The following is a 14,507-nucleotide window of genomic DNA, read 5'->3' on the forward strand; positions in this document are numbered from 1 at the left end:
ATATATCAGCAGACAATATCCAAACCCAACGATCGATTCGATATGAAACGACTTGTATTCTTCGCGCTGTTCGTTACCCAACTCTCGTATGCGCAAAAATTTACGTTGAAGGGGCAGGTCACGGATTCAGTTGCTAATCCGCTGCAGGGAGCTACCGTTATTTTGCTTAGCCCCAAAGACTCATCGCTTGTAAATTTTGGTGCGACCAATGCCACCGGTCAGTTCGATATCAAAAATCTAACGAAGACAGACTATATATTGAAGGTGACATATGTTGGGTATAAAACATACTCATCTACGGTTAAAGCACCAGCAGGAGACTTACTTGATCTCGGAACGCTAAAAATGGCGCTGGCCCAGACGAAGCTGGATGAAGTAGTTATAGAGTCGGAAAAAATACCAGTAACTGTAAAGCGCGATACCATCGAGTATAATGCCAAGGCATTTAAAACATTGCAGAATGCCAATGTAGAGGAGCTGCTGAAGAAATTGCCGGGTGTGGAAGTAGACAATGATGGTACGATACGCTCGCAGGGCGAGGAAGTACAGCGTGTAACAGTAGATGGCAAAACCTTTTTTGGTAATGATCCGAAATTGGCCACGCGCAATCTCCCCGCAGATGCAATCAACAAAGTACAAGTGTTCGATAAGAAATCAGACCAGGCCACATTCTCCGGTATAGATGATGGCCAGCGTGAAAAGACTATCAACCTTGAATTGAAAGAAGAGAAACGCAATGGCGTATTTGGAAATTTGCAGGGAGGTGTTGGTACAAAAGATCGTTTCTCTGCCAAAGCAAACCTGAATCGCTTTCGCAAAGATCAGCAGCTCTCAGTTTTAGGTATGGGTAATAATATCAATGAGCAGGGGTTTTCGATGGATGATTACATGACCTTTACCGGTGGCTCACAACAACTGGCGAGCGGAAGACAGGTGCAGGTAACGGTAAATTCAAACAATAGCCAGAATAGTGTACCGCTAAATTTTGGTGGTCGCAACAGCGGTATCATGACTAACTATGCTGGAGGAGTAAATTTTAATAAGGAATTTAACAGGAAGACTGAGCTGAATACAAGTTACTTCTATAATTACCTCGATCATGATATAACTTCCACCACGGAGCGAACCAACTATTTATCTACAGGAGATCTGCAATTCAATTCACAAAGCCGCCAGCTAAACACAAATGAGAATCACCGGGTAAATGCTATGCTCGAACACAAACTGGATTCCATGAATTCACTCAAGTGGACAAACAGTGTTTCGTATAATGAAACGGAATCGGATACAAAAGGCCAAAGCAAGAATCTGGCAGCCGATGGCTCAGCCCTCAATGAAAGTGAAAGCAAAGTATATGCACAGGGAAGTACAGTGAATATCAATAGCAATTTATTGTGGCGCCATCGGTTTGCTAAAAAGGGACGGACACTTTCGGTAAATGCACAAGTTGCGTCAACAGATACAGACCGCGATGGCAATCAGGATGCCACCAATACATACTATACCGGTGATGTTGGAACTACACAAGTGCTACAAAGCAATACGCAGAAGACAAATACAGTAAGCTATAGCGGTTCACTTTCTTATACCGAGCCGTTAGGCAATCGTAAATACCTGGAGGCAAATTATACATTTCGGCAGAACCTGAATGATGTATCAAAGAATGTGTACGATATCCGGAACGAGGATTATGTATTTAATGCTTCTCTCAGTAATCAATACAGGAGCGATTATCAATATCATCGTGCGGGTATAAATTTCCGCATTAATCGCTCTAACTATAATTTCACAGCCGGTACCAGCATGCAACAAACTTACCTGGATGGAGACTTGATATTGCTGAATCAGAAGATTTCCAAATCCTATCAGAATTTTTTGCCCGCGGCTCACTTCAATTATGATTTCTCTACCACAAAGCATCTTCGCGTTGACTATGAGACATCCGTGCAGGAGCCTTCTATACAGCAACTTCAGCCTGTTGTAGATAATAGCGATCAGCTAAACTGGTATGTTGGTAATCCGGACCTTCGCCCGGCGTATGCTCATAATGCCCGCATCAACTTTATGACATTTGAACCCGGCAAGTTTATCAGCTTCTTTGCTTTTGTAGACGCCACCTATACAAAGAACGCTATTACTACAGCGCAGAGCTATACCGATCAGCAAGTGCGTATTTCAAAGCCGGTAAACGTATCTAACAACACCCGTATTAATAGTGATGCTACGTTTAGCTTTCCGGTACAATCGATTGGCAGCAGGTTTAGTATATCGGGCAGTGTTACACGCCAGAATGGAGTAAATGTGGTGGAAGGACAGGAGAGCACGATTGCCCAAAATACGTATGGTGGAAGACTTCGGTACGACTACCGGTATAAAGAAATTTTTGATGCAAGCCTCGGTGCTAACATCAGCCGCCAGTCAACCGATTATGAATTTAACAAGGCCGCAAATCAATTGTACTTTAACAAGACGTTTACAGCAGAAGCAAATTTCTCGTTCCTCAAAAATTATCAATTCACTTCTTCCCTTGAATACCTGATCTATGAAAGCAAAACGAGCGACTATAAACAATCTATACCGTTGGTGAACCTGTCGTTCTCGCGCTTTTTACTGAAAGCAAAGAGTGGCGAGATTCGTTTATCTGCCAATAATCTTCTTAACAAGAATATAGGAGTCTCTCAAACGGCTGATGTAAATTATTTCCAACGACAGGTTTCCAACTCCTTGGGACGCTATTATATGATCAGCTTCATCTATGCACTTAACAAGCAATTGAATCCCATGGGAGGGATGCGGCCCCCACGCGGTGGCATGATGCGGATTATACGATAGATTTAAGTGTGATTAATAAGAAAAGATCATCAGGCCTTTAAAAAAAGGACTGATGATCTTTTCTTGTTTGTAGCTGCTAATATTTAAGGTTGTGTTGTGTTTAGGAGGTTGAACTGTGGCGGGCATGATTTTAAACCCTTTTAAGAAAGGCCTTCTTATTTTCAACCGTTTGCTTTCTGGTAAAGCAGGCAGAAAAATTAATTTTTAAACATTTGTTTAAAAATTAAACAACCGTTTAACTTTGCATCCGTTAATAACAGCCATGACAAGTGATAAGATACTTTCTGCGGCACGAGCCCTTTTTGAAGAAAAAGGCTTTGACCTCACAAGCGTGCGCGAAATAGCCACCAAGGCAGAGGTGAATGTTGCTCTTATTAACTATCATTTCGGCTCGAAAGAGAACCTGATGTTGGCAGTAATGGAACAGTCTTCCGATGCAACCCGAATGAAGCTGCATGATATTAACCAGTCGGAGGCTACTTCCGTAGAGAAGCTTTTGCTGGTAATTGACTTGTATGTAGAGAAGCTCTTTGATAATTGTCGGTATTATCACCTGATACACCGTGAAATGTCTGTGGTGCAGCGCCCGGAGCTTGTAGACGGAATTAACAAGATACTAAACCGGAATACTGCCGAGCTTCGAAAGTTGATTGAAGACGGACAACGTAAAAAAACGTTCAAGAAGAGTGTAGATATAGATCTTGCGATAGCAACTTTATTTGGTGTTATATATCAGGTAACACACGCTGTTCTCGGTAAGCGTTGGATACGTGCAGGGGAGGATGATGATGCTTTCAGGAAACGCGTAAAGAAATATCTCGCTGATCTGCTGACAGGTTATTTAGTGAAATAAGAATTATATAAATCCATGTTTAGAAAAATCAGTATTCTCCTCATTGGGCTATTGGCCGTTATGCAATTGCATGCACAATCGGTTAAGAAGCTCACGATAAAAGAAGCGATCGATCTGGGTGTTGCCAACAGTAAACAGCTGGTAGTGTCAAATGCCAAGATCAAGGAGGCGCAAGCCAGAGTAGCGCAGTCGCGAGATAAACTTTTGCCAGAAGTAGGCGTGAGTGCCAACTATTTTCATATCAATACACCCAATATCAGTTTTTCAAACAACTCATCTTCATCCGGCAGCGGTGGAAATTCCGATTCTCCGCTCGCAGCATTGGCTAATATGCATGATATAGCGTTGGTACAAGCTTCCGCTTCATGGCCGGTCTTTAATGGTTTTCGTAACAAGAACACCAGAATCATGAACGAATATCTGGAACAAGCTTCCAGATATGATGCACAAACTACAAAGAGCGAAGTAACCGTAACCACGGCAACCGCTATATATCAATACTACGAGCTCCTCGAAACCAAGCGTACTGTTGAAGAGAATCTGAAGCAGGAGCAACAACGCGTAACCGAGTTTAAGAACATGGAAGCTCAAAAATTACTGGCACGTAATGATCGGTTGAAGGCCGAGCTGCAGGCGAGCAACGTAGAGCTTGCTCTCACCGATGTAAATCACGATGTACAACTGGCAGAATACAATCTCATTGTTTTATTGGGGCTTCCCGATCAAACCACAATTGAGCTTGACACAACTGGTATGTTTAATCTTGCGGGATTAACTACGTGGGAAGAATATTTACAAGCAGGCCTGTCTAACCGAAATGAATTGAAGTCGGTAGATGCACAAGTAAAGGCTGGAGAAGCCAACTATAAAATAGCGAAGGCAAATCGGCTTCCAACCGTGGCATTGACTGCCGGTTATGTAAATGCATTCATTCCAAATGTAGTGAACATCACTAACGCATTAAACGGTGGTGTGGCGTTGAAATATAGTATAACCGGTGCACTGCATGCATCACATGGTATGCAGGAAGCACGTGCGAAAGTAGAACAGGCCGAGGCATCGCGCCAGGCAACAAACGATCAGGTGCGTATTGATATTCGTCAAAAATACCTCAACTGTCAGAAATCGCTTGATAAGTTGACCATCACACAAAAAGCGATTGAACAGGCGGAAGAAAATTTTCAGATATCGCAAAACAAATACAAACAAGGTCTTCTCATTCTCTCCGATTATCTCGAAGCGGATGTAGCCTTGCTGCAGGCGCGCATCAACTATGCTACTACCCGTGCAGAGACTATGATCGCCTATTACGAACTTCAGAAATCAACCGGAACCCTTCAATAAAAAAGCATTTTCAAACTGTATGGAAACGAAGAATAACAAGAATAAAAGATTTGCTATCGTATTAGGAGCGTTGGTAATAGCCGGTGCTGCATTCGGTATAACAAAATATATACATGGCCAGCACCACGAAGAAACCGATGACGCCCAGGTGGAAGGCGATATCAGTCCAATCATTCCGAAAGTATCCGGTTATGTAGAGCGTTTATTAGTTGACGATAATACCGTTGTAAAAAAAGGCGATACATTGGTTGTGCTTGATACCCGCGATCTTGCCTTGCGCGTTACGCAAGCCGAAGCAGCGCTGGAAAATTCAAAAGCAAATCTGGCAGCCGTAAGAGCAGGGTTCACGACAGCAGAAGAAAATGTGTTGAGCTCAAAATCCAATCTTCAGGCATCAGAAGGAAATGTGGAGATCGCTCAGGTAAGAGCCCGAAGAGCAGAGCAGGACTTCAAACGTTATGAAGAACTGATCAAAACCAATTCCATTACGCAACAACAATACGAGCAGGCAGAGGCGGAACGCGATGCTGCGCTTAAACAACTTGAAGTTGCCAAGCGTCAGCGCGAAGCCAGCTTTCGCGAAACATCGGCACGCAAAGCGCAAAGTACCGTAAGCGATCGAAATATAGCACTGGCAGAAACGGTAGTAAAAGAGCGTCAGGCCGATCTGGACTTTGCCAAACTACAGTTGTCGTATGCCTATATCACAGCGCCTACAGCGGGTGTGATCTCTCGTAAGAATGTTCAACCTGGACAATTGGTGCAGGTAGGTCAGTCATTGTTCGCTTTGGTAACGGAGAAACAGAAGTGGGTGATTGCCAACTTTAAAGAAACCCAGTTGGAGAAAATGAAGCCGGGCCAGGAAGTAGAGATTGAAGTAGATGCATATCCGCACGAAACATTCAAAGGTAAGATTGAATCCATATCACCTGCTACCGGTGCAAAGTTCGCGCTCTTACCAGCTGATAATGCTTCCGGTAATTTTGTGAAAGTAGTGCAGCGCGTGCCTGTAAAGATTATTCTTACAGATACAGCAGAGAAAGCAAATCTGTTGCGTGCCGGTATGAATGTTATTGTTGACGTACACTTAGATTAATATACATGCTTCAGCAGGAATCATTGGTCGAATATGGCTTTAACCGGGTCATCATTACCATCACGGCGGTAATGTGTGCCTTGCTGGAGATCATCGATACAACCATTGTAAATGTGGCCCTTAACGACATGAAGGGAAACCTGGGTGCCACCTTGAATGACGTGAGCTGGGTAATTACAGCGTATGCCATTGCCAACGTAATTATAGTACCGCTCACCAGTTGGTTGTCGCAGCAGTTTGGAAGAAGAAATTACTTTGCTGTATCCATCGTTATTTTTACTGTTGCCTCTTTCTTATGTGGTAATGCTACCAATATATGGGAGCTCGTGTTCTTCCGGTTTATACAGGGGCTTGGTGGCGGTGCCTTGCTGGTTACTTCACAAACGATCATTACAGAAGTATACCCTCCGGAAAAGCGTGGTATGGCACAGGCACTCTATGGCATGGGGGTTATTGTGGGTCCTACACTCGGCCCTCCATTGGGTGGATATATAGTGACCAATCATTCGTGGCCTCTAATATTTTATATCAATATACCCATTGGTATCATTGCAACGCTTCTCACATTATCGTATGTGAAAAGCCCTAACTATGGAGGCAAGAAATCTCTTGCGGATGTAGACTGGTGGGGAATTGGTTTTCTGATTATGGCCGTTGGTTCATTGCAGTTTGTATTGGAGAAAGGCCAGGAACACGATTGGTTTGCAGATGAATGGATCATTACGTTTACAGTGGTAGCTGTATTGGGAGTATATCTGTTTATCTGGCGCGAACTGGTGGCAAAAGATCCGGCCGTAGAACTGCGTGTGTTGAAGGATAGGAACCTGGCTATTGGTACTATACTGTCTTTTATATTGGGCTTCGGTCTGTACGGTTCAACCTTTGTTATTCCACTCTTCACGCAAAATTCGTTGGGGTGGACGGCGTTGCAAGCCGGTTTAATGTTGGTGCCAAGTTCAGTAGCTACGGGGTTAATGATGCCTATTGTTGGGCGCGCCATTCAAAAAGGTGTATCGCAAAAAAATCTCATTGCATTGGGCTTTTCTGTATTCTTTGGTTTCAGCTTGTGGGCTTATACGATCATTACTCCATTTACCGGTGAAGGAGATTTTTTCTGGATACTAATGCTTCGTGGGGTTGGATTAGGTTTCCTGTTCGTGCCCACCACAACATTGGCATTGTCGTCATTGAAAGGTAAAGAGATCGGTCAGGGTGCAGCATTTACCGGGATGGTACGTCAGCTAGGCGGATCGTTCGGTATCGCATTAATCAGTACATATATCAGCCGCAGAAGTGTACAGCATCGTGCAGATCTCATCAACCACGTTTCACCATATAGTCTTAATGTACAACAATGGCTTGCTAACTCGAAGGCAAACTTCATGGCCCAGGGTTCCGGTGCAGATCGGGCTACGATGCAGGCTAATCAGCTGATGGATTTTATGGTAACGAAGCAGGCTATGTTGCTTACCTATATGGATGTGTTCCTGGGTATCGGTATATTCTTCTTACTCTGTGTGCCGTTCGTGCTCATACTCAAGCCAGCCAAGAATAAAGTAGACATGAGTAATGTAGGACATTAAGATATTTATTCACAGGCATGTGAAGTACATCCACATGCAGTGCGCTGCCCGGTTGAGGTTTCAGGGGTGAGGTTTGACCCGGTGCGCGCACTGTATGTGGATGTTTATTTTTATAATGTTTTGCTAATACATGCTTCATCGCGACACTTGTGCGTTGACTTCATCGGGTTTATCTTCGGGCATGATACGACTCAGTGTGTTATTTTTGTTGGCGATTGCTTCGCTATCCTCTTCGGCTCAGATTTATATGCCCAAATTTGAAGTGCAAGGTCACCGCGGAGCGCGCGGACTGAAACCTGAAAATACAATTCCCGCTTTTATAACAGCGCTGGACTCCGGTGTGATGACGCTTGAGATGGATGTTGTCATCACAAAAGATGGACAGGTAGTGCTTTCACACGAACCCTTTATGTCGGCCGCTATATGTCTTGATAGCACCGGTAAGTCATTTTCTGAAAAAGATGAAAAGAAGTATAACATCTATGAGATGACGTATGCAGATGTCTTGCGCTATGATTGCGGATCAAAAGGTAATGAAAAATTTCCTGAGCAGGAAAAACTTTCTGTCAGCAAGCCTCTGCTGAAAGATGTTATCGTGTCGGTGGAAGATCACATTAAAAGTTTTACACAATACGAAGTAGATTATAATATTGAGATCAAAAGCTCACCGGAAACCGATAAAAAATTTCATCCACCGGTGGAAGAATATTCAGATATAGTATATGCCCTCATTAATCAATACTTACCACTTGAGCGTGTAGTTATTCAGTCGTTCGATTTCAGAGCGCTGCGTTATTGGCATAAAAAGTATCCCGAAGTAAGGCTGGCTGCCCTGGTGGAAAATCTGAAATCAATTGATGCCAATCTCAATGATCTGGGATTTAATCCTTCTATCTATAGCCCCTATTATAAATTATTGACGAAGGACAAGGTGACGCAATTGCATAAAAAGAAAATCCGCGTTATCCCCTGGACGGTGAACGAAGAAAAAGAGATGCTGCTCTTGAAGGGGATGGGGGTAGATGGCTTTATTACAGACTATCCCGACCGGGCGCGAAAGTATAAAATGACATTAAGCATGAATGTTCAGAAGAAGTAACTTCAGGTAAACCTGTGAGTGAGGTAATTCTATTGAATACTTCCTGCTGGATTCTTCTATTTATTCTGTATCCTTGCGGAAAATCCGAACAGTACATGAGCAAAAAGTATAACGTTTTCGGCATTGGCAATGCTATTGTTGATATTGTAACCGAAGTTGACCACGACTTTTTTGAAAAGAATGGCATCGAAAAGGGTGTAATGACGCTCGTAGATGAAAAGCGCCAATTGGAGCTGATGAAGGTTATTGATATGCAGAAGAGCAAAATGAGTGGTGGCGGTTCTGCCGGTAACACGGTAGTTGCTATCAATCAGTTCGGAGGAAAATCGTTTTATGCCTGTCTGGTAGCGCACGATACGTTGGGTAAATTTTTTCTGGACGATTTGAAAAGAAACGGTGTTGATACCGCTTTGAAACATGAGAATTGTCCGGAAGGACATTCGGGTCGATGCCTGGTAATGACATCGCCAGACGCACACCGTACTATGAATACGTTTTTAGGGGTGAGTTCATTTCTGTCGCCCGAGCACGTGGACGAGGCGGCTATAAAAGAGTCCACTTATGTATATCTGGAAGGATATCTGGTAGCCAGTCCAAAAGGACTTGAGGCCATGAAAGAGGCTAAGCGTATTGCACAGGAAAACAATGTAGAAGTGGCCCTCACTTTTTCCGATCCCAGCATGGTGAAATACTTCTCCAAACAGATGGAAGAAGTGGTTGGTACCGGTGTGGATCTTCTTTTTTGTAATGATGAAGAGGCAATGATTTTTACAGGTACATCATCGGTGCAGGAAGCGCGTGAAAAATTGAGACAAGTGGCCAGGTGTTTTGTAATCACACTCGGTGCAAACGGAGCCCTGGTATTTGATGGCGATACCTTTATTCAAATAGAGCCTAACAAGGTGCAGGCAATAGACACAAACGGAGCAGGCGATATGTTTGCAGGAGCTTTCTTATACGCCATAACGCACGGACATAGTTATGCGGATGCCGGTAAATTGGCATCCCTGGCTTCTTCGCGGGTAGTGGCACAATGGGGCCCGCGTCTGGAACCGGCACAGGCAAAAGCCATATTGGGCGATCTGATCGCTCAGGCATAAGCTTCTGATTAAAAAAGTAACACTGCCATGTCTGCCATAATCGGTTGTTTTGGCCGGTTTTAAAGGTTACGGCTATAATTACTGCATGCAGAGTTGTAAATTCAGGAAATCCTGGCCATCTTTGCAGCCCTTAAAAAATTAAGGTAAACGGAATAAAGAGATGAAACGTACATATCAACCTTCCCGCAGAAAAAGAAAGAACAAGCACGGCTTCCGTGAAAGAATGGCTTCTGCTAATGGACGCAGAGTGTTGGCTTCACGCAGAAGAAAAGGCCGTAAAAAGCTTACCGTTTCTGACGAGAAAACCTTAAAGCATAAATAATCTTTCCGGGTAGTTTCATTCCCTGAAAGAGATTGGATAATATTTAATCTCCATGGGGAAATTCACGTTCCGTAAGGAAGAACGGCTTACGAAAGAAAAACAAATACAGGAACTCTTCGAAAAGGGTTCCTCTTTTTATTTGTTCCCCTTTAAGGTATTCTTCATGCCTCATCCTGATCCGGCTATTACTCACCATCAGGTGCTGATCTCTGTTTCCAAAAAGAATTTTAAACGAGCGGTAGATCGCAATCTTATCAAACGCAGAATGCGGGAGGCCTATAGGCTGCAAAAGGAAACTCTTCAGGGTGCCACCAGTCTGCAGATTGGATTTATCTATTCGCATAAAGAGATACTGCTCTTCGATGAAATGAAGCGCAAAATGTTGCAGACCATGAAAAAACTTTTGGTCAATACAGCAAAATTTCAGGAAGTGAAGAGCAGCGATAAACTTCCCGGCTCCGAATAAGAAAGGTTCACGTAATACTCGTTATATTTACTATACAACATCGCGCAACTCTCACACCAGTATTCGAAGCCATCAACTTGAAGTAAATTATTATGTGGAGAAGATCTAAATGGCCATTGATCCTAGTACTCGGTGTAGCATTCGCTTTCGCGTTTCGTGCTCCTGCAGAAAAATATTTCGACATCGCCAAGAGTCTGGATATTTTCGCAACCCTGTTTAAGGAGATCAATGCCTACTATGTAGATGAAGTCGAGCCACAAAAGCTCATCCGGAAGGGCATTGATGGAATGCTCGAATCGCTTGATCCTTACACCGACTATATTCCGGAAGATGAAATTGAATCGTTTAGAATTTCTACTACCGGTCAATACGGAGGTATAGGGGCGCTGATTGGTATTGTCAATAAAAAGACCGTCATCACATTTCCTTATAAAAATTTCCCCGCTTATCGCGCGGGACTCAAAGTTGGAGATGAACTTGTTTCAGTCGATGGCAAGAATGTTCAGGGAAAACCAACCTCCGAAGTCAGCTCGTTACTTAAAGGCCAGCCAAAAACAGAATTGGAAGTTAGAGTGAAGCGTTTTGGTCAGAAAGATGATCTGATCTTCAAGATCAAACGTGAAAAGATCAATGTCAATAATCTTGCTTATTACGGCCTGGTGGAACCAACGATCGGATATATTCGCCTCGATGATTTTACTCCCGGAGCTGCAAGTGAGGTATCTGCAGCAGTAGTTGAATTGAAACAAAGAGGCGCTACGAAAATTATTCTTGACCTTCGTGAGAATCCGGGTGGTTTGTTATATGAAGCTGTGAATGTGGTAAATCTCTTTATCGCAAGAGGTGAAGAAGTAGTGTCTACCAAAGGTAAAGTAGAAGAATGGAATAAGACCTATACAACACTAAACGCTCCTGTAGATGCGGATATACCAATGGTTGTATTGGTGAGTGAAGGAAGTGCATCAGCATCTGAGATTGTTGCAGGATCGTTACAGGATTACGACAGGGCTGTTCTGATTGGAAAAAAGACTTTTGGAAAAGGCCTGGTGCAAACTACAAGACCACTTGCTTATAACTCGCAGTTAAAAGTTACTACGGCCAAATACTATATACCGAGTGGACGCTGTATTCAGGCACTAGACTACACACATCGCAAAGACGATGGAACCGTTGAGCGAGTGGCCGATTCACTGAAATCGGAGTTCACCACAAAAGCAGGTAGAAAAGTTTATGATGGAGGAGGCCTCGATCCGGATATGAATGTGGAATACGAGCCGATAGGCACGGTAACATCGGCCCTCGTCAATTCAGGATTAATGTTTGAGTTTGCATCCCGCTACTGTGCAGAAAACTCTGTAGCACCTGATCTAAAAACATTTCATTTGACAGATAAGGACTACGATCGGTTTATAGCTTTTATTAAGGAAAATAAATTTACCTATGCCACTCCACTCGAGCGAAATACAAAACAGTTGATTGAAACTGCGCGAAAAGAAAAATACTACAGCGAATTGGAGAGCCAACTCAACACACTGAAAAATAAGATTGATGCCAGCAAAGCCACAGACATGGTGCGTTTTAAAGGTGAGATCATGCAGGCGCTCGAAGAACAGATTGCATTTCATTATTCCCAAAACGATGGGCAGGCAGAAATATCATTGCCCCGGGATAAAGCCGTGTTAGAAGCACGGAAAGTTCTGAATGATCCTTCGGCTTATAAAAAAATTCTTTCTCCCCATTAATGGCGCTCATATTAAGTCTTGAAACATCCACCTCAGTTTGCTCGGTGGCGCTGCATGATCATGGAAAACTGATAGCAGTTGCAGAAATCCGTAAAGAACAATCGCATGCCGCCAAGCTTGCCGTTTTGGTCGAACAGGTAGTAAAGTTAGCAGACGCATCGTTAAGTGATGTGAAAGCGATTGCTGTTGCTGCAGGTCCCGGTTCCTATACAGGGTTACGCATCGGAGCTTCTACAGCAAAAGGACTCTGTTATGCTCTAGACGTACCGTTGCTTGCGGTGGAAACGCTAAAGGTAATGGCTGCCCAGGTGCAACAGTTTAATAAATCAGATGCCATTCTATGCCCGATGATTGATGCAAGGAGAATGGAAGTATACTGCCAGCTCTTTGATGCTTCATTGAATACGGTGAACAACATCGAAGCAAAAATTATAGACGAACAAAGTTTCGTAGAAACGCTGACATCCAATAAAATTATTTTTTTCGGCGATGGTGCAGCGAAATGTAAAACGGTCATTAGACATTCCAACGCTCTTTTCCTGGAAGATGTGGTACCATTCGCTACTCAATTAGGGTACCTGGCCAACAATAAGTTTGAAAAAAATGAATTTGAAGACCTGGTCAGCTTTGAGCCTTTTTATCTGAAGGAATTCATGATTAAGAAACCAGCTGATAAAGAACAGGTTGCCACGAACAAAATATAGTAATTCTGATGTTTGACAAAAGATGGATGAGCAAGATCAAATTATAAACAAAGTGGCCAGCAGCTCGCTGGTAACATTTAATCTTGAAGATTATTATCAACCAGGCGAAAGAGTTTTACTTGATATAAAAGATCAATTATATCAGGGATTGATTCTCCGCGAGAAAGATTTCAGAGAATTTATAAAGTCGCACAATTGGCAACGGTATGAAAATAAGTTTGTTGCCATTATATGTTCTGTTGATGCAATTGTTCCTACCTGGGCTTATATGTTGGTGACGATAGCATTACATCCATATGCTAAGAGAATTGTTTTTGGTTCTTTGCAGGATTTAGAAACGATTATTTTTCATGAACAATTGTCAAAGATTGATTGGTCATCCTTTAAAAATGCTAAAGTAGTAGTGAAGGGATGTAGTAAAGTTGATGTGCCTGTGGCTGTATATGTAGAGGCTATAAATAATTTAAAACCATTTGCATCAAGTCTGATGTTTGGCGAACCGTGTAGTACAGTTCCTCTGTATAAGAAACCAAAAAAAGAAGAGTAATTTTTTTATATTTCTAAGGTTTTCATTTTCAATATCTTCCAAGTCATTGATCACATAATTAGAATTTTCTCTTGTGGTGACGGTTGAAAATCTGATTTATGTTTTTACCTTTGAAGCCCTTTTGCCAGTAGGGCATAAGTGGAAGCGGAAAGAGCAGAAGAATTTTGACATTTTGGAGTAGATCTTGATTTTTTGAGGGGTTGTTGAAGAAAGAGCTTCGGAAAAAAAAGTTAAAAAAAGATTTGCAGATTAAAATGAAGCTGTTACCTTTGCACTCCCAAAACGGAAGAGAGGTTCCAAAGCTGGAAGGGCGAAGGGGAGAAAGTTGAAAGGTTGATAGATTAGGAGTCAAGAAGAACAAGAAGCTGATAGGCGGAAAAGTTCAGCAAGATGACGAAATCACCAGACAACAGATTGAAGATACGGAGAAGCGTATCGAGATCACATTGACGCATCTGACGTGAGTTAGAGTGGAGTCAAAAGAGTTCTTTGAATGGATGATAATTGATAGCGGACCCGCGGATAATTTCTGTAAAGAATGAATCTGCGATGAGGATAGATGCAAGTCTATCTTTTAAAAAAATAAAGAGAGTCCAGGTAATCAGACAAACAATTGGGGTTGGATAAAAAGGCGAGAGCGTAATACAATCACAACCCGATAGGACACTAGCAATAGTGAATCTATCGAAGAATTATTACAATGGAGAGTTTGATCCTGGCTCAGGATGAACGCTAGCGGCAGGCTTAATACATGCAAGTCGAACGGTAAGTAGTGTAGCAATACATTACCAAGAGTGACGTACGGGTGCGTAACACGTA

The 14,507-nt window shown here is 42.8% G+C and carries 12 protein-coding genes and 1 rRNA gene (1 of these 13 only partly in view); all 13 read left to right on the forward strand.

Annotated features, from left to right (window positions below; genetic code table 11):
* The first annotated feature begins 42 nt into the window (after nucleotides 1-42).
* Nucleotides 43-2,832 carry an outer membrane beta-barrel family protein gene (locus V7Q33_RS16965; protein ID WP_333820581.1) on the forward strand — a complete coding sequence of 930 codons (2,790 nt, stop codon included), beginning with the start codon at nucleotides 43-45 and terminating at the stop codon, nucleotides 2,830-2,832.
* A gap of 262 nt (nucleotides 2,833-3,094) precedes the next feature.
* Entirely contained in the window at nucleotides 3,095-3,685 is a 591-nt protein-coding gene (locus V7Q33_RS16970; protein ID WP_331982784.1) for a TetR family transcriptional regulator, read from the forward strand.
* A 15-nt stretch (nucleotides 3,686-3,700) separates the two neighbouring features.
* Entirely contained in the window at nucleotides 3,701-5,029 is a 1,329-nt protein-coding gene (locus V7Q33_RS16975) for a TolC family protein (RefSeq protein ID WP_333820582.1), read from the forward strand.
* Between the two features lie 19 nt (nucleotides 5,030-5,048).
* Complete coding sequence (locus V7Q33_RS16980; RefSeq protein ID WP_331982780.1) at nucleotides 5,049-6,125, forward strand: HlyD family secretion protein; 1,077 nt, start codon at nucleotides 5,049-5,051, stop codon at nucleotides 6,123-6,125.
* Nucleotides 6,126-6,130: 5 nt separating this feature from the next.
* Nucleotides 6,131-7,708 (forward strand): DHA2 family efflux MFS transporter permease subunit, encoded by a 1,578-nt coding sequence (locus V7Q33_RS16985; protein WP_333820583.1) that lies wholly within the window; start codon nucleotides 6,131-6,133, stop codon nucleotides 7,706-7,708.
* A 181-nt stretch (nucleotides 7,709-7,889) separates the two neighbouring features.
* Complete coding sequence (locus V7Q33_RS16990) at nucleotides 7,890-8,807, forward strand: glycerophosphodiester phosphodiesterase (protein ID WP_333820584.1); 918 nt, start codon at nucleotides 7,890-7,892, stop codon at nucleotides 8,805-8,807.
* Nucleotides 8,808-8,902: 95 nt separating this feature from the next.
* Entirely contained in the window at nucleotides 8,903-9,907 is a 1,005-nt protein-coding gene (locus V7Q33_RS16995) for an adenosine kinase (RefSeq protein ID WP_331982774.1), read from the forward strand.
* Between the two features lie 160 nt (nucleotides 9,908-10,067).
* Nucleotides 10,068-10,229 carry a 50S ribosomal protein L34 gene (gene rpmH, locus V7Q33_RS17000; RefSeq protein ID WP_079687198.1) on the forward strand — a complete coding sequence of 54 codons (162 nt, stop codon included), beginning with the start codon at nucleotides 10,068-10,070 and terminating at the stop codon, nucleotides 10,227-10,229.
* Nucleotides 10,230-10,281: 52 nt separating this feature from the next.
* The gene (gene rnpA, locus V7Q33_RS17005; protein ID WP_333820585.1) at nucleotides 10,282-10,695 is read left to right on the forward strand and encodes a ribonuclease P protein component; all 414 of its coding nucleotides are present in this window, start codon (nucleotides 10,282-10,284) and stop codon (nucleotides 10,693-10,695) included.
* A gap of 92 nt (nucleotides 10,696-10,787) precedes the next feature.
* Nucleotides 10,788-12,437, forward strand: a complete 1,650-nt coding sequence (locus V7Q33_RS17010; protein ID WP_333820586.1) for a S41 family peptidase — start codon at nucleotides 10,788-10,790, stop codon at nucleotides 12,435-12,437.
* On the forward strand, nucleotides 12,437-13,141 hold the full coding sequence (gene tsaB, locus V7Q33_RS17015; protein ID WP_331982769.1) for a tRNA (adenosine(37)-N6)-threonylcarbamoyltransferase complex dimerization subunit type 1 TsaB: 705 nt from the start codon (nucleotides 12,437-12,439) through the stop codon (nucleotides 13,139-13,141). The genes V7Q33_RS17010 and tsaB overlap by 1 nt, the downstream gene beginning before the upstream one ends.
* A 22-nt stretch (nucleotides 13,142-13,163) precedes the next feature.
* On the forward strand, nucleotides 13,164-13,688 hold the full coding sequence (locus tag V7Q33_RS17020; RefSeq protein ID WP_333820587.1) for a DUF2480 family protein: 525 nt from the start codon (nucleotides 13,164-13,166) through the stop codon (nucleotides 13,686-13,688).
* Between the two features lie 697 nt (nucleotides 13,689-14,385).
* A 16S ribosomal RNA gene (locus V7Q33_RS17025) occupies nucleotides 14,386-14,507 on the forward strand (it continues 1,401 nt past the right edge of the window).

Source organism: Ohtaekwangia sp. (genome assembly GCF_036786105.1).
In the GTDB taxonomy this organism is placed as follows: domain Bacteria; phylum Bacteroidota; class Bacteroidia; order Cytophagales; family Cyclobacteriaceae; genus Ohtaekwangia.